At 58.7% G+C, this 18,543-nt stretch carries 13 protein-coding genes; 3 read left to right on the forward strand and 10 right to left on the reverse strand.

The window, feature by feature from the left end; all coding sequences use genetic code 11:
* Positions 1 to 120: 120 nt before the first annotated feature.
* Positions 121 to 1,110, reverse strand: coding sequence for a lysostaphin resistance A-like protein (locus AB6729_RS03350; protein WP_371080142.1), 990 nt, complete (start codon positions 1,108 to 1,110; stop codon positions 121 to 123).
* Entirely contained in the window at positions 1,107 to 4,115 is a 3,009-nt protein-coding gene (gene uvrA, locus AB6729_RS03355; RefSeq protein WP_371080143.1) for an excinuclease ABC subunit UvrA, read from the reverse strand. Before uvrA ends, AB6729_RS03350 begins: the two co-directional genes overlap by 4 nt.
* A 241-nt stretch (positions 4,116 to 4,356) precedes the next feature.
* On the opposite strand from uvrA, the gene AB6729_RS03360 reads away from it, so the two are divergent.
* Positions 4,357 to 4,542, forward strand: a complete 186-nt coding sequence (locus tag AB6729_RS03360) for a hypothetical protein (RefSeq protein WP_371080144.1) — start codon at positions 4,357 to 4,359, stop codon at positions 4,540 to 4,542.
* Between the two features lie 55 nt (positions 4,543 to 4,597).
* Here the strand turns inward: AB6729_RS03360 and AB6729_RS03365 are convergent, their stop codons facing one another.
* Complete coding sequence (locus tag AB6729_RS03365; protein WP_371080145.1) at positions 4,598 to 5,368, reverse strand: hypothetical protein; 771 nt, start codon at positions 5,366 to 5,368, stop codon at positions 4,598 to 4,600.
* 124 nt (positions 5,369 to 5,492) lie between these two features.
* Between AB6729_RS03365 and AB6729_RS03370 the strand changes: the two genes are divergently transcribed.
* A complete protein-coding gene (locus AB6729_RS03370; RefSeq protein WP_371080146.1) occupies positions 5,493 to 6,491 on the forward strand; it encodes a hypothetical protein in 999 nt (332 codons plus the stop codon).
* 31 nt (positions 6,492 to 6,522) lie between these two features.
* Here AB6729_RS03370 and glmU read toward each other — a convergent pair whose 3' ends face one another.
* On the reverse strand, positions 6,523 to 7,959 hold the full coding sequence (glmU, locus tag AB6729_RS03375) for a bifunctional UDP-N-acetylglucosamine diphosphorylase/glucosamine-1-phosphate N-acetyltransferase GlmU (RefSeq protein ID WP_371080147.1): 1,437 nt from the start codon (positions 7,957 to 7,959) through the stop codon (positions 6,523 to 6,525).
* Between the two features lie 136 nt (positions 7,960 to 8,095).
* Between glmU and AB6729_RS03380 the strand changes: the two genes are divergently transcribed.
* Positions 8,096 to 12,394, forward strand: a complete 4,299-nt coding sequence (locus AB6729_RS03380) for an Ig-like domain repeat protein (protein ID WP_371080148.1) — start codon at positions 8,096 to 8,098, stop codon at positions 12,392 to 12,394.
* A 23-nt stretch (positions 12,395 to 12,417) separates the two neighbouring features.
* Here AB6729_RS03380 and AB6729_RS03385 read toward each other — a convergent pair whose 3' ends face one another.
* The 6 genes from AB6729_RS03385 to AB6729_RS03410 all read right to left on the reverse strand — a co-directional run bounded on the left by AB6729_RS03385 (position 12,418) and on the right by AB6729_RS03410 (position 18,500).
* Complete coding sequence (locus AB6729_RS03385; protein WP_371080149.1) at positions 12,418 to 12,804, reverse strand: EamA family transporter; 387 nt, start codon at positions 12,802 to 12,804, stop codon at positions 12,418 to 12,420.
* Positions 12,801 to 13,229 carry an EamA family transporter gene (locus AB6729_RS03390; RefSeq protein WP_371080151.1) on the reverse strand — a complete coding sequence of 143 codons (429 nt, stop codon included), beginning with the start codon at positions 13,227 to 13,229 and terminating at the stop codon, positions 12,801 to 12,803. Before AB6729_RS03390 ends, AB6729_RS03385 begins: the two co-directional genes overlap by 4 nt.
* 76 nt (positions 13,230 to 13,305) lie before the next feature.
* On the reverse strand, positions 13,306 to 14,784 hold the full coding sequence (gene hpnJ / locus AB6729_RS03395; protein ID WP_371080152.1) for a hopanoid biosynthesis associated radical SAM protein HpnJ: 1,479 nt from the start codon (positions 14,782 to 14,784) through the stop codon (positions 13,306 to 13,308).
* A 97-nt stretch (positions 14,785 to 14,881) separates the two neighbouring features.
* Complete coding sequence (locus tag AB6729_RS03400; protein ID WP_371080153.1) at positions 14,882 to 16,318, reverse strand: TolC family protein; 1,437 nt, start codon at positions 16,316 to 16,318, stop codon at positions 14,882 to 14,884.
* Positions 16,315 to 17,250: a tetratricopeptide repeat protein gene (locus AB6729_RS03405; RefSeq protein WP_371080154.1), complete on the reverse strand. Its 936-nt coding sequence runs from the start codon at positions 17,248 to 17,250 to the stop codon at positions 16,315 to 16,317. The genes AB6729_RS03400 and AB6729_RS03405 overlap by 4 nt, the downstream gene beginning before the upstream one ends.
* Complete coding sequence (locus AB6729_RS03410; protein ID WP_371080155.1) at positions 17,250 to 18,500, reverse strand: efflux RND transporter periplasmic adaptor subunit; 1,251 nt, start codon at positions 18,498 to 18,500, stop codon at positions 17,250 to 17,252. Before AB6729_RS03410 ends, AB6729_RS03405 begins: the two co-directional genes overlap by 1 nt.
* Positions 18,501 to 18,543: the final 43 nt, after the last annotated feature.

Genomic DNA, 18,543 nt, shown 5'->3' on the forward strand with positions numbered 1-18,543 from the left:
TTTTAAAAAGACGATTTTACCCCTAACCCCAACAGGCAGACGATTTTACAGCCACCAAAACCCTAACCCCAATCAAAAGACGATTTTAGAAAAATAGGGGGAAGGGGGAGGGTACAGGAATCAGTGGTTTGCCAGCTTGTCCAGATGGCGGAATCCGCCCGTAATCGCAAACATGATGGCGAAGAGCAGCCCGTTATAGGCCGCATGAACCACAGAGCTTGCGGCAACTGAGTTGTAACGGATGCGGACGTAAGTCAGTCCACCGCCGACAATCCACAACACGCCCACCGCATTCCATGCCCATCCAAGTTGTGCCGCGTGCATAGCGGCAAACAGTCCGCTGGTTACAACACCGCTCAGGATCATGCTCCGCTGCGACAGCCCACTGGTCGATCGCCACCACTCGCGCGCCTCATCGGTCTTTGGCAGTGCAATCCAGTCAAAGAAGATGGCAAAGCCGCGCAATAGAAAGCCGCGGAAGAAGACTTCTTCACAGACAGGAGCCACAAACGTGCCGAAGATGGCGATGATCCAAAGCGTCGACGGCTGCTTGAAGAACGCATCCACCGGCATCTCCTTGGGCAGCGTCAGCAGACTTTCCAGCGCCTGCGCCACAACACTCAAGGCGATGCCGATGCCGATGAGCTGCGGCACATGCTCTTTCATCGCCGCCGGGTTCCAGTGGATCACCTGGCCGAATGACCGTTGCCAGAAGCGTGGGAACGCAATGTAAGCGATGCCGTAGGTGATGAGGAAGGTGAACGCCTCAATCAGGATGCTGGCTCGAGGCACAGCCGCAGAGTTGACGTTCAGGTTAGCGTGCGTGACGACACCGACTAACCCGATGAACACCGACACGCCAAAGAGCACCAGAACGCCAATGCAGAGCAGGGCAGCGGAATAACCCAGGTTGGGCTGGCGCGGCTGATGCGTCAGCAGATCCTGAGGCACATCGTCCGAGAGACGGGTGAACGCCGGGTTCGGGAATGCATCGGAATGCTGTGCGGAAGCGGAAGATGCCTCATCGGTTTGCGAGCGGATGACGAAGTGGTCTTCCGGACGGAAGCCATCATGCGCAACGCTGGGTTCATTCGGTTGAGGTTCCGTCACTCGGCTTTCTTCCTTGTCGTCTTTATAGTTGACTTCGCGGCAGTTTTGGCAGCGGCTTTCTTGGCCTTGCTCTTCTCGGCAGACTTCTTCGCTGCGGCCTTGCGGCGTGCAGCACGTTCTTCCGCGGAGGGCGCGAACTTGGTCGGGTTTGCTACTTCGGTCTTCACCACCACTGGTTCCACATAAGCTGGTGCAGCCGCGCGCTCGCTGCCCGGGCGCCCACGGTACAGCTTGGCCAGGAACTGCCCGGTGTGCGACGCAGCCACCTTGCTCACCCGCTCCGGTGTACCGGACGCCACCACAGTACCGCCACCCGAACCGCCCTCAGGCCCCATATCGATCAGGTAATCCGCGTTGCGGATCACATCGAGATTGTGCTCGATCACAAGAACAGAATTGCCAAGATCGACAAGCTTTTGCAGCACTTCCAGCAGCTTGCGCACATCGTCGAAGTGCAGGCCTGTCGTTGGCTCATCCAGCAGGTAAAGTGTGCGTCCCGTCTGGCGCTTGGAGAGTTCCTTCGCCAGCTTCATGCGCTGTGCTTCGCCACCGCTGAGCGTCGTTGCCGACTGGCCAAGGTGAATATATCCAAGGCCAACATCCACCAGCGTCTGTAGCTTCTGCTTGATGTTAGGAATATCGCCAAGCACATCCAGCGCATCGGAGATGGACAGGTCCAGAATGTCTGCAATGGAATAGCCGTTGAGCTTCACCGACAACGTTTCCTGGTTGTAGCGACGGCCATTGCAGACCTCGCACAGGACGTAAACATCCGGCAGGAAGTTCATCTCGATACGCCGCTGTCCATCGCCCTGGCAAGCCTCGCAGCGTCCACCCTGCACGTTGAAGGAGAAGCGCCCGGACTTGTAGCCACGCTCACGTGACTCGGGCAGCATGGCGAAGTAGTCGCGGATCTGCGTGAACACGCCGGTATACGTCGCCGGGTTAGAGCGCGGCGTACGCCCAATCGGCGACTGGTCGATCTCGACGGCCTTATCGATCTGCTCAATGCCGGTGATGCGGTTGTGCGGTTGTGGCTCTTCCTTGCTGCGGTAGAGATGCTTCGCCAGCGAGCGGTACAGGGTGTCGTTGACCAACGTACTCTTGCCGCTGCCACTGACACCGGTGATAACCACGAGAGCCCCGAGTGGGAAGCCGACGGTAACGTTCTTCAGGTTGTGTCCGCGCGCAGCGTGGACGACGATCTCCTTGCCGCTGAGAGCGCGGGGAGCGTCGTTGCTGCGGATATCGATCTCGCCGGAGATGTACTTGCCGGTGACAGATTCGGTATTCGCTGCAATCTGCGCCGGTGTGCCAGCGCCGATGAGGTAGCCGCCGTTCTTGCCCGCACCGGGACCAAGGTCGAGGACGTAGTCGGCCTTGCGGATGGTGTCTTCATCGTGCTCTACGACGAGGACGGTATTGCCAAGGTCGCGCAGGTTCTCCATCGCGGCGATGAGCTTCATGTTGTCGCGCTGGTGGAGGCCGATGCTGGGTTCGTCCAGTACGTAGAGCACGCCGCGCAGGCGCGATCCAATCTGTGTGGCCAGACGGATGCGCTGGCCTTCGCCGCCGCTGAGTGTTGCGGCGCTGCGGTTGAGCGAGAGGTAGTTGAGGCCGACAGCGTTAAGGAACTCAAGGCGCTCGATCACTTCCTTCTGCAGGCGGTCGGCAATGAGCTTCTCGCGTCCTGTGAAGTGGAAGGTCTTCGCCTTCTGCATGGCCTCGTCCAGTGCGAGCGACGTGAAGTCGCTAATAGACTGCCTATCGACCTTAACGGCGAGCGATTCCGGGCGTAGGCGTTTGCCGCCGCAGGCAGGGCATTCCGTCGCGGACATGTACTGCATGTAGTACTCGCGGAAGGTATCGGACTTGGACTCTTCCAGCGTGTCGCGGAGGTAGCCGAAGATGCCATGGAAGCCGGTACGCCCGGCTTCGGCGCGCGGCGGCCCATAGAGCAGCAGCTTCTGGTGGGCTTCGGAGAGGTCCTCGAATGGCACCTTCAGGTTGATCTTGTTCTTGTCTGCAAAGAGTTTGATAAGTCGGAGCAAGTAGGCCGAACCAGAGCCAGGTCCCATCGCGCCATCGAGTAGTGGCTTCGACCAATCGGTGATGGTCTTGCCGGGGTCGAAGTCGTAGATACTGCCGAGGCCGTTGCATTCGGTGCAGGCGCCGTATGTGGAGTTGAAGGAGAAGGAACGCGGCTCCAGCTTGGGGACGTTGATGCCGCAATCCGGGCAGGCCATGGAGGTGGAGTACAGCGTCTCGTCCATGCCGTGGATGGCGATGACGACAAGGCCATTGGCCATCTGCAGCGCCTTCTGCACGCTGGATTCGAGGCGACGCGTGTCAGGCTTGCCCTCGGCATCCAGCTTCAGGATGACGCGGTCGACGATCGCCTCGATGGTGTGGTTCTTGCGCTTCTCCAGGCGCATACCTTCGGTGACTTCCGTGATTTCGCCGTCGATACGGATGCGGAAACCCTGCTGATTCAGGGATTCCAGCTCTTCACGGAACTCACCCTTGCGTCCGCGGACGATGGGTGCGAGGACGGTGATGCGTTCACCCGGTTTGAGCGCGACGATGCGCTCCACGATCTGGTCGGCCGACTGGCGGCTGATCTCATGGCCGCACTGGGGACAGTGGGGCTTGCCGACGCTGGCCCAGAGCAGGCGCAGGTAGTCGTAGATTTCCGTGATGGTGCCGACGGTGGAACGCGGCGAGCGCGAGGTAGTCTTCTGCTCGATGGAGATAGCGGGGGAGAGGCCGTCGATGGAGTCGACGTCCGGACGCTCCATTTGATCGAGGAACTGACGCGCATACGCGGAGAGAGTTTCTACGTAGCGGCGCTGGCCTTCTGCGTAAATTGTATCGAACGCCAGGGAACTTTTTCCCGACCCGGAGAGGCCGGTGACCACCGTCAGCGAGTTACGCGGGATGGTGACGTCAATATTTTTCAGGTTATGGTGCCGCGCGCCGCGTACGGTAATTTGAGAGATGCTCATAGCGTGTGGCGGCGGTGTTGGGCCGCATATTCTAGGGTACTTTATCCGCGCCACTCTTGCAGATGCGGCATACTGGAAGTGTTTGCGATAACGCTGGGAATGTCGGGGAGTAAGGTATCTGCATAGGTACTCCCGCGCGGCGAAATTGTGGATTATCACTGAATTTGCCTGAGACTACGTTCCCCCGGTCGCAGGTTGGCACTTTGATTGCATTTCTTTTTCAGGACAGGAGTAGACGGCAGTGACGACGTTGATGTTGATGTGTGCGGTTCTGGCAAGTCTTAGCTTTGGTGTTCTGCTGGCATATGGTCTTTGCGTGGGCATGTTCCACGTCTTTCGGATCCATTCCATCCAGGTGGCACAGCAGAGAATTGCACAGCGAGAGGCGACGCGCATGGCGGCTGCCACCGCGGTGGACCTGGCTTAACCCAATAGAGATTTCATCCCCGAAGGGCGGCTCATCCAGCCGCCTTTTTCTGCGCCTACTGCGGATTCTTCTGCTGGCGCTTTCTTAATTCTTCAAATATCTGTTCCGGGGTTTTCACGCCATTAGGTGACTGCGGCTGGCTGCTGTCCGTAGTGCTCGATGAACTGTTGCCATTATCTGTGTTGCCGGGGGCTGTGGTCTCAGCATTACCGTTATTCGTGAATGCAGTGTTTTCAGCGGGCGGTGGCGACAGTGGCGGGAAGGCCGATTGCGATCCGCTGGATGGATTTTGCGGAGGCCGTTGTGTGCGATTGGCAAGTGGTGGTGGCGGAACCGCGCGGACTGGATCCGGGCGGCGTGGCTCGAAATCGTTCGCCACCTGGCGTGTGGAGGGTGGTGTCGGAGCGCCAGAGCGGATGGTCAACAATAATTCTTTGGGCTTGGTCGAGGTTTCGTTTATCAGCATCATGTTGATGGCCAGGCCGTCGAAAAGCTGGGCAAGAACGGTTTGCACTGATGCTGGACCATATTTTCCGTAGACGCGTTCGTCGGGTACACCGCCTGTGATCTTCATGCCAGTTTGGCGGGCGACGCGTCCAAGAAGCTCTGGCATGGCTTCACCGCTGGTTTCAATGGTGAGCAGCGACCCATCCCAGGTGACCTGGCTTTCTGCGCCGGGGGCGGTTGCGACGGCATTGGGCTGGGCTGAGGGCAGATTCGAGACGGACTGCGTCGGCGCGGTTGCCGGAAGAGCCGCGGAGGGCCTGACCTGTGCACCAAGGAGAGGCACGCAGAAGAGGAAGAACGTAATTGGCGCGGGTCGCATTGCCATTCCTCCGATAAGACGTTTCGTATTGCCGTCCGGCTCACACGGTGGCAATGGAGAACGTCTGTACTAGACTAGCAACCACGGTGAGGGATTGCCGTTGCTGAGGTCCATGAAAGTTACGATGCGATGTGTTCGATGGCTGCCTGTGCTCCTGCTTGGGGCAGCTCCTCTGTTTGCGGAAACCTGCACGACGCAGGCGGCCATGGAACCCGCTGTGCGCGACGGACTGGTACGCGCGGCAGAGAATCTTGCGATCCTGGCAGCGGCGAACAACGCCGACGGCGTGAAGGCGCAGACGATGCCGCAGTTTGCCAGCGATTTTTCCGGCATCGCAGGCGTCATGCAGCGGTCGACATCGCATCTGCAGGGCGCAAAATTCGCGCCAGAGACAGTGTGGTTACTGGATGCCTCGTCGTTGCGGGGTGATGCGCAGGACGCGCAGTTCTTCTGCAGCCTGAATCGCGGCGCTTCACAGACCAGTTTTTTGATTCCATCGCTACCGTCGGGTAAATACGGTTTGGTGGTGCTGAATACGGTGGGTGTTGCCGAACCGTGGCAGGTTGCGTTGTTGTTGCGTGAGAGTGCTCCGGGGCAGTGGCAGCTTGGTGGACTGTTTCCTCGTGCGACAACTGTGGCTGGCCACGATGGACTCTGGTACTGGAAGACAGCGCGAGAGTATGCGGCGAAGAGACAGGCGTGGAACGCGTATGTGTATTACTCCGCGGCGGAGCAATTGCTGAAGCCCGTGTCGTTTGTTTCGAGCACGCATCTGGATAAGTTGCAGGAGGAGCGCGGAAAGTCTGCGCCGCCGGCGCTATCTTCAGGGATCACCACGCAACAGCCGTTGGTGATTGGTGATGGTAAAAGTGCGGAAGTGCGTGTGACAGCGTTCGGCGCGGAGAATGCACCGGCTAACGCGGGGCTGGACGTACTGGCACATGTGAAGGCGGATACTGTGTTGAATGATCCAGTAGCCTCGCGTGCGCGGAATACAGCTGCGGCGAAGGCAATCGTCGCTGCTTATCCGGAACTGCGCGGCGCGTTCCATGGCGTGTGGATCGTCTCGGAACTGCCGGATGGAAGCACATATGTGAGCGAAGAGCCGATGACGTCGCTCTAGGACGAGTTGTCGACTCCGTTACTCGAACTGACTAGGTGTGGGACTTGCGGGCTTGTTTTAGGGCTTCTCGCTTATGTTTTGCCCAGTCTGGTTTGGTCACCTGGCGGGCTCGTGCAAGCGCGAGTGCGTCTGCCGGGACGTCATCGGTGATGCTGCTTCCTGCGGCGATATACGCTCCGCTTTCTACAGTAAGAGGCGCGACCAGAGTTGAGTCAGAGCCTACAAAAACGTCATTACCAATGGTCGTGCGGTGCTTATTCACGCCGTCGTAGTTGCAGGTGATGACGCCTGCGCCGATGTTGGTGCCAGTGCCGATCACTGCATCGCCGAGGTAGGCGAGATGGTTGGCCTTGGAACCTTCGCCAAGCGTGGTCTTCTTTGTCTCAACGAAGTTGCCAACGTGCGCCTTTGCACCGATGTGGCTTTCCGGGCGGATATGGCAGTAGGGGCCAAGCTGCGCACCATCGCCAATGATGGAGTCGGCAAGGATGCTGCCATTGCGAATGAGAACGCCTTCGCCAATGACGCAGTTTTCAATGACAGAATACGAGCGGATGCGGCAGTTCGGACCGATTTTTGTTTTGCCCAGAAGCTGCGTGAATGGCTCCAGAATGGTGTCTGCGGCGACTTCGACACTGGCGTCAATGGTGACGGTTTCTGGGCGAAAGATGGTGACGCCCTGCGCCATTAACTTTGCGGTGGTGCGTTCGCGAAGGCTGGCGTCCAGATGCATCATCTCTGCGATGGTGTTGGCGCCAAGCACTTCGTCGACGGAGTCGACCGGGATGGCGATGACGCGCTCCTCTTCGTTGACCAGCATTGCGGCGACATCGGTGAGATAGAACTCGCCGGAGGAGTTCGTGTTTTGCAGGCGGCCAAGGCGGTCAAAGAGCTTTTGCGTATCGAAGGCGTAGATGCCACTGTTGATCTCGCGGAGGCGCTCCGGCGTGGCCAGCATGTCGTCCGAGAGCGACTTCTGCTCGATGATGCCCGCAACATCATCGGAGCCATCCTGCTTGCGAAGGACGCGGCCGTAACCCGAGGGGTCTTCCGGGATGGCGGTCAGGATGGTCATGGCGGCGTGTTCGCGCAGGTGCATGTCGCGTAGCTCTGCGATGGTTTCCGGGCGGATGAGCGGGACGTCGCCGGAGAGTACCAGCAGGTTCTCTGGCGGTGCGACTTTGTTGTCCTGGAACCAGCGCTGTACGCATTGCAGCGCGTGACCGGTGCCAAGCTGTTCCGGTTGCAGAACGAAACGCACGCCGGTAGGAGCTGCGGCTGTTTCCACGCGGTCTGCCTGATGCCCCACAACGACGAGGATGTTTTCGGCGGTGACGGCAGTCCTGGCTACGTCGATCACGTGCAGCAAAAGAGCCTTGCCGCCGACCGTATGGAGGACCTTGGGGAGAGCGCTTTTCAGGCGGGTGCCTTTGCCCGCGGCCATGATGACGATGCCGAAGTGGTTCATGTTCTGATGCTACGACGGACAGGGTGTGGTGGAATTGCGATGTATTGAAAACGATGGTGCTTGCCTTGAGACCGACCGGCGGGGGAAACTGGGTTGTCATCCCTTTATGCCATTGATGCAATCTTTCCTTCGTGTTATGCCTGCCGGTTTTCGTGTGCTGCTTCGAGTGGCGTTGCTGATGATGCTTCCGTGCGTCGCCATTGCCCAGGATGGGCGAACTGCCTTGCCGCAGGTGCAAAGTGCGTCGCTGGGCACGGATGCGGGTGAAGTTGCGGCTTCACAGAAGGTGCCGTCGATTGCCATCACGCTGAAGCGGACGGTGGCACAGCAGGCGGACCTGGACGCATTTTTTGCGGATGTAAAGACGAAAGGGAACAGCCAGTATCACCAATGGCTAACCCCGGATGCATTCGCGAAACGGTTTGCACCTTCTTCTGACGGCGTGGCGCAGGTAATGACATGGTTGCAATCGCAGGGGCTGCAGGTGAATTCGGTTGCCGCCAGTGGAATGCGGCTGAATGTGAGCGGAACAGCGCAGCAGACGGAAGCGGCTTTTGCCGTGTCGCTGCATCGGATGGCGTTAGCTTCTGGTGACGCGGTTTCGGTGACGGGAACGCCGAGTATTCCGAATGCACTGGCAGGCATTGTGGAGTCAGTCTCCGGTTTGGAAACGACAGCGATTTCGACGGATTCCGTGGCTGCTCTTGCGGATTCCGTAGATGCGAATACATCCGCGGTGTTGACGGCGGATCTCACGAAGACGTCTGCTTCTGCGGAAGAACTGACTGCAGTGCTGGAACAAGCCGCGGCGCAGGGGCAGACTGTGGTTCTGTCGGGCTCCTCGTCTTTGCTGGTGCCAGAACGGGCGTTGCTGGTGGTGAAGTCGGCAGCCGTTGCCACGGACGATGCGGAAGAAGAAACACCGAGACCGGATTGGCAGACAGCGCAGGGATTGCCCGCAAATGGACTGCGTGCCACGCCGGATGCAGCGGTGACAGATGTTGCGGCACTTGCTGCGGGGCTGGCCTCTGTGACGACCACTTCGGGCAGACAGGGCGAGATTGCTGCGCGCTTTTACCAGGTTGCGCCGGAACCGGGCGTGTTCACGCATGCGGATCCATCCGTGGCGGATGGCACATGGACGGCTGCGGATGGTTTGGGCACGGTGGATGTGGCGAAGCTGGTGAAGGCACTGGCGGTGGGTTCGACGAACCCGTTGAGCAGCGTGATTGTGCTGTCGTCGCGCGACCTTACGCACGGGCAAACGATCACGCTTACCGCGACCATTACAGGTGGTTCTGGAACGCCAACGGGAACGGTGACGTTTGCCAGTTCGCAGGGCGGCACGCTGGGCTCTGTGGCCATGACGAATGGTGTCGCCACGTATTCCACGAATAGCCTTGCGGGTGGTTTGTACGGGTTTTATGGCACGTATAGCGGCGACAGCACGTATGCGGGCAGCACCACGAATGTCGATACGGCGACGATTCAGCCCGAAGCGGCGAAAGTGGTTGCCGGGGTGAATGGCACGCCTCTTGTAGGGACCACCATGTCGATATCGGTGGCAGTTTCTTCGACCAGTGGTATTGGTACGCCGTCGGGAACGGTGACGGTGTGGCCTTATGGAACGGCCATTGGGTCAAGCTCATTCACTGGGACGTTGGGAACTTCGACAAGCGGACAGGCAACGGCGAGCGTGAGTGTTCCTGCGACGAATGCGGGTACGTTTAACTTCCAGGCGAATTGCACTGCGGACGCGAGTTTTTCCTGCCACTCACCGATCACCTTTTCCGTGACCGTGGGCAAGGGCGCACCTGCGATGAAGTTGACGCAGACCGGAACATCAACCGCTGCGGCGCTGACAGCAACGGTGACTGCGCCAACGACAGCGGGAACTGGAACGGTTGCTCCGACGGGAACAGTGCAGTTTCTGGATAACGGAACGGCCATCGGAAACGGCACGCTGAACAGCTCTGGTGTGGCGACTTATTCCGGCGCACTGGGTAGCGGAGCGACCCATGCAGTGACCGCGACATACGGCGGTGATGGAAATTACAACACAGCAACCGCCACCGCGAACGCCACCACGAAGGTGACACCGAGCGTGGTGCTTGCAGTCGTAACGGCGGGTACGAGTCTGTCCGCGACAGTGACGCCTCCTTCGGGAACATCCACTATTCCCACGGGGACGGTGCAGTTTCTGAATGGCAGCACGGCGCTGGGCACTGCAACGCTGAATAGCTCCGGCGTGGCGACGTATACCGGCGGTTATACCTCCGGAGTCGGGTACATTCTGACCGCTGTTTACGCCGGTGATACGAATTTCAATACTGCAACTTCCAATGCGATTGATACAAGCAAGATCACGCCGACCGTGACGCTGACGAAGACTGCATCGTCACCGACGGACGCAACGGTCGGATTGGCCGTAGCAGTAACAAGCACCTCTTCCACGATCGCCACAGGATCGGTCGCATTCATGGACGGCACCACGAAGATTGGCACAGGCACGTTGAATACAAGCGGCACTGCCACGTTCTCTGGTTCGCTGGCGGCGAGTGTATCGACATCTGCCCAGGTGCGGCCGTTTGTCACGTCCACTGTGACGCATACGCTGACTGCAGTGTATGGCGGCGATACGAATTTCAATGCAGCGACTTCGAATGCAGTGACGGCAGATGCAACGACGACGCTGATTTCGACGACGACTGCGCTGACTTCCTCGTCTGGATATACCGGGCCGTATGGCACCAGCTTTACGCTGAACGTGGTGGTGACACCGGCGAGTTATGCTGCGTCTGGTGTATCGCCAAGTGGCACAGTTACGCTCAGCGACGCCAGCGGTGTCGTGGGTACCGGAACGCTGAGCGGTGGCTCTGCGAGCATTGTGATCAGCACGCTGGCCGTGGGCAGCCATGCGCTGACAGCAACCTATGGCGGCGATACGAACTATGCAGCATCGACAAGCTCGCCTGCGGTTACGATCACGATCACGCCTGTGACAGCGACGATTACAGCGACGATCTCGCCGACAGGATCGGTGCCTTACGGATATAACGCCAACATCAATATCAGCGCGACAGCATCGAGCGGTAGTGCTGCCCCGGCTGGTACTGTGACTGCGACGATCAGCGGAAACAACGGTACTTATACGGGGACGCTTGCTGCCACAGGTGCCGGTGCAACGACTTCGACGGCGAGTATCTCTTTCCCTGTGCCGCCGCCGGGCAAATACACCATTACGATTACCTGCAATACAAACATCACCTGCAATACGGCGACGGTGAGCCTGACCACAATACCGGGACACACCAAGACGACGATTACGGGTGTACCTTCTTCACCGCAGGCCGGCGTGCCGGTGAGTATCTCTGCCACGGTGGCTAACTCCGGCACTGGTACGGGCACGTATACCTATAGCGGCACGGTCAGCTTCTACGCGGGAAACAAGTATCTGGGCAAGGGCGCCGTGGCGAACGGAGTTGCTACGGCATCGGTTACGTTCACTTCCGCTACCGCGACCAGCGTGACTGCGGTGTACAGCGGCGATACGAACTGGAATGGAAGCACTTCCGACGCGATCACCGTGGTGCCGCTGCCGCTGGATGCTGTGGTGTCCGTGACGCCGAGTACGACCAATGGCATCGTGGGGCAGAACATTACGCTGACTGCTACCGTCGCCTCTGGAGTATCGACTGCAACGTTGGTGCCTTCCGGCACAGTGATTTTTTATGACACGTACAACGGCGTCGTGGTGAATCTGGGAAGCGCCGCGCTGCTGTCCAACGGCTTGAACGCGGCTTATGCGTCTCTGTCCACAACGGGGTTGCGGGCTGGCTCGCACAGCATCGTTGCCATCTACTCCGGCGATACTGCATTCAACAAAGGAACCACCGCGGCCACAGTCGTAAACATGGGTGATTTCGCGTTGTCTTTCTTGCCTTCGACAACAACGGTTTCGCAAGGTGGCTCGGCGCAGATAAGCGTGATTGTCTCGGGAGTGAATAGTTTCAGCGGGACCATTGCGCTGGGATGCACGCCACCGGCCGGTACGGAAACCACGTGTTCCATCGCGCCTGCGAGCGTTGCCACGGGGTCGTCTGCGGTAATGACGATCAACACAACCAAGGCGACGACGTCTACGAAGAGTGCCAGCCGTATTGCGTTTGGCGCTTCTGCTGCGGGCGTGTTTGCTCTGTTGCTTGCGGGCGGACGCAGGCGGCGTGTAGCTGCGCTGCTGGTGCTTCTGTTAGCCGTTGGATTGCTGAGCGGTGGATGTGGGGAAAACTCCGCCTCAAACTCAAACAATGGAGATGGCGGGACGGCGAACTCAGGTACGCCATTGGGAACGCTGACCTTCCAGGTGGTGGGAGCCGCCATCGATGCGCCAGTGGCCGCACGCCATACCGCAGCCGTGTCTGTCACGGTGCAGTAGGGCGTGGCCTTTCGGACGATGCTTTAACGCGTCAGAAGAGCAACGCCTGCGGCCACGAAGATAGCAGCAAGCCAGCGACGGCGATCTACGTTTTCCTTCAGGTAGAACTTTGCGGCAACCGCTGTCGCGATGAAGGTAAGGGAATTGGTTGCTGGCGCGACCAGACTCAGGTCTGCTCCTGACAGTGCAAATAGCAGCGAAAAAAAACTGATCGCCATGCAGGCAATGCCAGCGATCAGGTAGGGCGAGGTAACGACGGCTTTGATCGCGCCGGCGAGGCCGGATTTTGCGCGGATCTCATCCAGATCGCCAACGCGTGTCATGGCGGCGGAGATCAGCGTTTCACCGACCGTGGCTCCGGCGACCATGAGGACGATTGTGATCACGGTGTCGGCAGAGAGATGCGTCATGCGCCTTCGCCTCCCGTTAACGCGATCGTGTGCTTATGCTCCGTTTTCGATGGGCCATTGGCGACAAAGCCCACGCCGATGACGATGCAGGCAATGCCCGCCCAGCGCATGGGAGTGATGGCCTCGTGCAGCCAGAGGCAGCCGATCAGTGCAGTGACCACGTTGCCGAACGCAGTAGCAGGCTGCACGAAGGTGAGATCGGCCCATGACAGCGCTGTCATGTAACTGCCCATGAAGCTGATGAGCACGACAATGCCTGCGATAACCCAAGGGTTCAGAAGGGCGTCCAGCAGGAGTCCAAGATGGCTGAAGGAGACTGGGCCTACTTCACGCATGCCACGGCTCAACAAAGCATCGCCGACGGATGCGCCCAGCATGATGAAGACGAGCATGAGGTACTGCGAAAACTTTAGGCGGTGCTTCACGAATGATCCTGAAAGGTAATGCAACGAAGGGACCTGCGATAAGCAGATCCCTTCGTGTTGATGCCGAGGATGACGCTTACGCGTTCATGCTGACGGATTCCTGCTGCTTCAGTGCGTTTTCTTCCTTCTTGGCGCGAGCAGCTTTGTTGCGCTGGCTGCGGAGCTTCATGAAGCTCTTTGCCTCAACGTACAGGCGGGGAACGTCGCGGTTCACGATTGCCTTCCACACCACGCGGAACGCGGCCTTCGGGCGGAAGTAGTATTCGTCGTAGAACTTGTGCACCATCTCCATGACGTACTCCGTAGGCAGACCGGGGTACTCGATGTGCGCCATCTGGTGACCGCCACCGTCGTTCATATTCTCGTTGGTAATGTAGCCATGCTTCTCGGCAAACTCATAGAACTCTGTACCGGGATAGGCGTGGGCCACGGAGACCTGAATGGTTTCGCAGTCGAGCGACTTGGCGAAGTCGATGGTGTTGCGGATGGATTCCTTCGTCTCGCCTGGCAGACCAAGGATGAAGTCAGCGTGAATGATCAGGCCGAGATCATGGCAGTCCTTCACGAACTCGCGAGCGCGTTCGACGGTGGAACCCTTCTTGATGTTCTTCAGGATCTGCGGATCGCCGGACTCAAAGCCCACGATCAGCAGGCGGCAGCCCGCTTCCTTCATGGCCTTCAGCGTGTCGCGGTGTGTGGTGGTACGGCTGGTGCAGGACCACGTGATGCCAAGCGGCTTCAGCTTTGCGCAGAGCTCGATGGTGCGTTCCTTCTGGATGTTGAAGGTGTCGTCATCAAAGAAGAACTCCTTCACATGCGGGAAGTTTTCCTTGGCCCACTTCAACTCTGCAGCCACATCGTCCGTGGAACGCTTGCGCCATGCGTGGCCCGAAAGCGTCTGCGGCCAGAGGCAGAAGGTGCACTGAGCCGGGCAACCGCGTGTGGAGTACAGCGAGATGTAGGGGTGCAGCAGGAACGGCACGTTGTAACGCGTCACATCCATGTCGCGCTTATAGATCTTGGTGGCCCAGGGCATTGCGTCCAGGTCTTCCACCTGCGGACGGTCCGGGTTGTGCTGGATCACGCCGTTCTCATCCTTGTAGGAGAGACCGAGAATCTCGTGGATCGGTTTGCCCTGTGCGTATTCGACAATGGTGTAGTCGAATTCGCGGCGGCAGATAAAGTCGATGGCGCTGCACTCGTTCAGAGCGCGCTCGGGATCCGTGGTGACTGGCGGTCCTACGAAGGCAATCTTGATCGTCGGGTTGGCCTTCTTGATGGCCTGTGCCAGCGCGTGATCGCCTGCCCAGCCCACGGTAGAGGTGAAGAGAACCAGGAACTCATAGCCCTTGGCGATCTCGATGGTCTCATCCGCGGAGATGTGGTGCGGTGGGGCATCGAGCAGGCGCGAGCCTTCGAGCATACCGGCGGGATACGCGAGCCACACGGGATACCAGTAGGACTCAATCTCGCGGGTCGCGGGCCAACGAGAGCTGGCGCCGCCGTCGAAGTTTTCGAAGGAGGGCGGGTTCAGAAGCAGTGTCTTCAATACCATGGCAATAGCCCGATTTTACCATTTCTTCACCCCTGGCGCTGTTTTCCGGAGAAAGGGAACCCGGAGGTGTTCCAGGGGTGAGAAGTTTAAGAGATTGTCAGCGACCTGGCGCCTGGGGAAGCGGTGTCGTGGAAGCGCCCGATGGCTGTGTCCCAGAAACGTCAGGAGTCTTGTTTCCCGCTGCCGGAGGAATTGACGGTGTGAGTGTGCTCGTTCCGCCGACTGCACCCAAAATCCAGTCTCCAAGGGTGTTTGTCTGGCGCATCACATTCACCTGCGTCTGACGGAGCTGTAGGTCGGCAGAGAGTACGTCGAGGTATTTCTGGCGCTCCTGAAGCTGCGCGTTCAACTGGTCTTTCGGTGTAACCTGAGGTCCCTGACTGTTACCACCCTGCTGATTTAACTGAAGTTGCAGCGTTTCCAGTTGGTCCTGAGCAATTTCACGATCATCGCGCGCCAGCTGGGCGCGCAAGTCCAGTTCGCGTGCGGCATTCTGCAGTTTTGCGCGACCTTCACGGTACACAGAGCGCTGCATGTCGGCATCGGCATAGGCGCGGGCCGCATCGGCGGCAGAGGCACGGGCCTTGGCGCGGTGTGCCATGTCCAGCAGGGGAATGTTGAACTGAAGTCCGTAGCTCATGGAATTTTCACTGTTTCCCGGAGATCCAAACTTTGGGTAGTAAGCCGCGTAATCGGCCAATCCAATCGCGACGCGGCTGTAATTGGCGGCAAGGCTGATCTGCGGACGCAGAAGGTACCGACTATCGCCGAAAGCCGTGTACTGCCGAGCATGCGCACTGGCATAGGCAGCGCGCACTCCGTCACTGTCCTGAAGGCTTGCGGTATCTGTTGTTGAAGCTCCTGGATGCAGGTGGTATGCAGGCACGGAGTTGATATCCGTGATGAGGGATGTTTCGGGAAGCCCCGTTAACTGTGCCAGGTGCAGTCGATTCGACGCGATATCATCGTCTACCTGAAGCGCCTGCAACCGAATCTGGGTGGCGGTCCGGCGGGTCTTAGGAGCCTCCACCTTCGGGTCCACGCCAAGTGTGATCCGGTCGCTGGTGACACTGACAAGGCGATCTGCTACATCGAGCGATTGAAGCAGCACTGTACGCCGTTGCATGGCGAAATCGAGTGCGAGATAGGTGTTCGTCGTATCTTCTACGACTTCGATCTCAGCGTTGTGCAGGACAAACTCTGCAGCCCTGATCCCTTCACTGGCGGAGCGGATGTAATCCTTTTGCGAGAAGGAGAAAAGCAGGCTCTGCGCGTTGATCGAGAAGATCGTCGGCACGTTGAGAGGAGCGCCGGTGGACTGGCCATATCCGGAGGTGGTGGTCACGACGGGGATGTAGGCATCCCGAACTTCGCTTTTATTCGCCTTTGCCTTATCCAGGTCGGCCTTCGCGGCGCGGACTTTGGGGCTGTTTTTGAGGGCAAGATTGACTACAGTCGACAGCGACACCTGGCCATGCGCCGCAGTTGCGGAGCAGAGCAATGCAAACGAGAGGAGGAGACAGGAAATTTTCATTTGCCGGCGGCCTTCCGTGCCGGTTCGTAGTTGTGCGCCAGTGCCAGGGCAGCGGCATATTCCTTCTGTGCGCCGTCGGTATCGCCGGACTCTTTCAGGCTATCGCCAAGCAGCACATGAGCCTGCGCGTAGGCGGCAACATGCTCCTGTGGTGTTGCCAGATAGCCGCGCAGACCGGCCTGTGCGATGGGAACGCCACGATGCAGCTGCAAGAGCAATTTTGCGGCATCCAGTGTGTCGGGGCCGTGTTCCTTATCTATCTGGATTGCCGACCGCGCTGCATTTTCGGCAGCGTCGTATTGCTTGCGGTCGCGGTAATAGCGAGCCAGATCGACCCATGCCTCCGGCGTATGCCCCGCTGCAAGCGCTGCTTTGTATTCTGTTTCAGCCGTAGCATCGTCATGATTCTTTCTGGCGATCATGGCATTCAGGCGATGAGCGCGTGCTGCAGAAAGCGGTTGCAGCTTTGTGGCGAGTTCTTTTGCCTTGTCCGTGCCGCCCCCCACAATGCCCGGAGCTTCCACGTAAAACTGACCGAGGTCACTCAGAGCTTCTACGTTGGAGCCATCAAGCTGTACGGCGCGTTCGAAGGCGCCGCGAATCTTGCCCACCATGCGCATGCCGGTGAAGGCTCCGCTGTGATCTGCCTTGTCGCCATAAACGCGAGCGAGTGCCAGTTCGTAGGTGCTGTTGTTCGGTGCTGCTGTAGTCGCCGCTTCGCAGGCCTGGATGGCGTGGTCGCGGTCTTCGATGGAGCTATACAGTCCGCAGCGCAGAAATTCAGCATCGGCGCTCCTGGCATTACCCAACGCACCAAACGCACTGTCCACGCGGCCATTGTGCGCATCGGCTTTTGCAGATACGGGAACCTGTGCGGCGGCACACAACGATGCCAGCAGGATAGGCGCTACGAATTGGAGCGAACGCTTCATTACTGCACAACCTTGACCTGGAGCCCCTCTTTGAGGTCAACGGAGCTGCTGGTCGGATTTAGTGCTACTGTGTCACCGTCATTCAAGCCAGAGAGGATCTGTACATTCAGTAGGTTAAAGTTCCCGATTCCTACGGAACGCTTTACCAGAACACCCTTCTGGATCAGGTACACAAAGTTTGTCGAACTGCCCTGGGTGCGCAGTGCTTCACGGGGAATGCTAAGGACGTGATTCACTTCCTGCGTGATGACGCTAACGTTCACGTTCGTGTTCGGCAACAAATCGCCAGTCGCATCATCCACTGAGATGAGGCATTCACCCACGTTGCGAGTGCCGTACGTGATGACAGTGGTAGGCGTGCGGATGATATGGCCGTGCCACATCTGATTCGGTCGCGCATCCCACTTGATGGTCACCTGCTGATCCACTTTCAGTTTGCCAATCTCCGGCTCATCGAAATAAGCGCGCACCTGCATGTGGTTCAGGTCGGCAAGCTGGATGAGTTCTTCTCCCGCGCCAACGAAGTCATAAGCCTTGACGGGCAGGGAATAGACCGTACCCGCAAATGGGGCGCGAACCACGTCCTGGGCGAGCTGTTGCTGTGCAGCATCCAAAGCAGCGTGGCTGTCATTCAACTGTGCCTGTACGCGTTGTAAGTCTGTCGATGAATAGCGTGAGGTCGAACGTTGTTGGAGAGACTCCAGCGAACTTTGAGCGGACGACAGGCGGGATTGTGCTGCGGCAACCTCGGATGTGGAGGCTGCACCGCGCGCCTGAAGCGCCTGCAATGCGGAGAGATCCTTTTGCGATTGCTGCACCTGCAGTTTCGCGCGATCCAGATCGCCCAGGATAGCGATGCGTTCGTCTTTCGACCCGCCGTTGTGGATATCGGCTTGTGCGGCCTGTGCCTGCGCAATGGCAGAGCGCGCCGTTTCGACACGCGATTCCGCCGTGGCGGAGCTCATTTTGAGAAGGAGCGTACCCGCAGTGACCTGCTGTCCGTTATGCACGTAAACGGCCTGAACGCTGCCGGGCTCCTGTGCATGTGCCTGAAAATTCTGCGTGGGTTCTACCTTGCCAGTGGTGGACGTATTGCTCACCAGGTTGGCATGGCTGGCCTTTGCAACACGAATCTCTACTTCGCTACGCGTGAAGTAGCGAATACCAAAGACAAGGGCCGAAACGACCACTGCCACAATCAGAATCCGAATTGCGATTTTGCCGCCGTTGACGCTTGCTTGTTCGCTCATGCCCGAATCGTCATTGTATAGGACGCCTCTCGCCCGGTTGGCG

The sequence above is a fragment of the Terriglobus sp. RCC_193 genome (assembly GCF_041355105.1).
GTDB lineage: Bacteria > Acidobacteriota > Terriglobia > Terriglobales > Acidobacteriaceae > Terriglobus.

Bases quoted from the DNA above. Each gene is read 5' to 3' on its own strand.
- uvrA (WP_371080143.1), bottom strand. From the start codon at position 4,115: ATGAGCATCTCTCAAATTACCGTACGCGGCGCGCGGCACCATAACCTG.
- AB6729_RS03365 (WP_371080145.1), bottom strand. From the start codon at position 5,368: ATGCGACCCGCGCCAATTACGTTCTTCCTCTTCTGCGTGCCTCTCCTT.
- AB6729_RS03370 (WP_371080146.1), top strand. From the start codon at position 5,493: ATGCGATGTGTTCGATGGCTGCCTGTGCTCCTGCTTGGGGCAGCTCCT.
- glmU (WP_371080147.1), bottom strand. From the start codon at position 7,959: ATGAACCACTTCGGCATCGTCATCATGGCCGCGGGCAAAGGCACCCGC.
- AB6729_RS03380 (WP_371080148.1), top strand. From the start codon at position 8,096: ATGCCTGCCGGTTTTCGTGTGCTGCTTCGAGTGGCGTTGCTGATGATG.
- AB6729_RS03385 (WP_371080149.1), bottom strand. From the start codon at position 12,804: ATGACGCATCTCTCTGCCGACACCGTGATCACAATCGTCCTCATGGTC.
- hpnJ (WP_371080152.1), bottom strand. From the start codon at position 14,784: ATGGTATTGAAGACACTGCTTCTGAACCCGCCCTCCTTCGAAAACTTC.
- AB6729_RS03400 (WP_371080153.1), bottom strand. From the start codon at position 16,318: ATGAAAATTTCCTGTCTCCTCCTCTCGTTTGCATTGCTCTGCTCCGCA.
- AB6729_RS03405 (WP_371080154.1), bottom strand. From the start codon at position 17,250: ATGAAGCGTTCGCTCCAATTCGTAGCGCCTATCCTGCTGGCATCGTTG.
- AB6729_RS03410 (WP_371080155.1), bottom strand. From the start codon at position 18,500: ATGAGCGAACAAGCAAGCGTCAACGGCGGCAAAATCGCAATTCGGATT.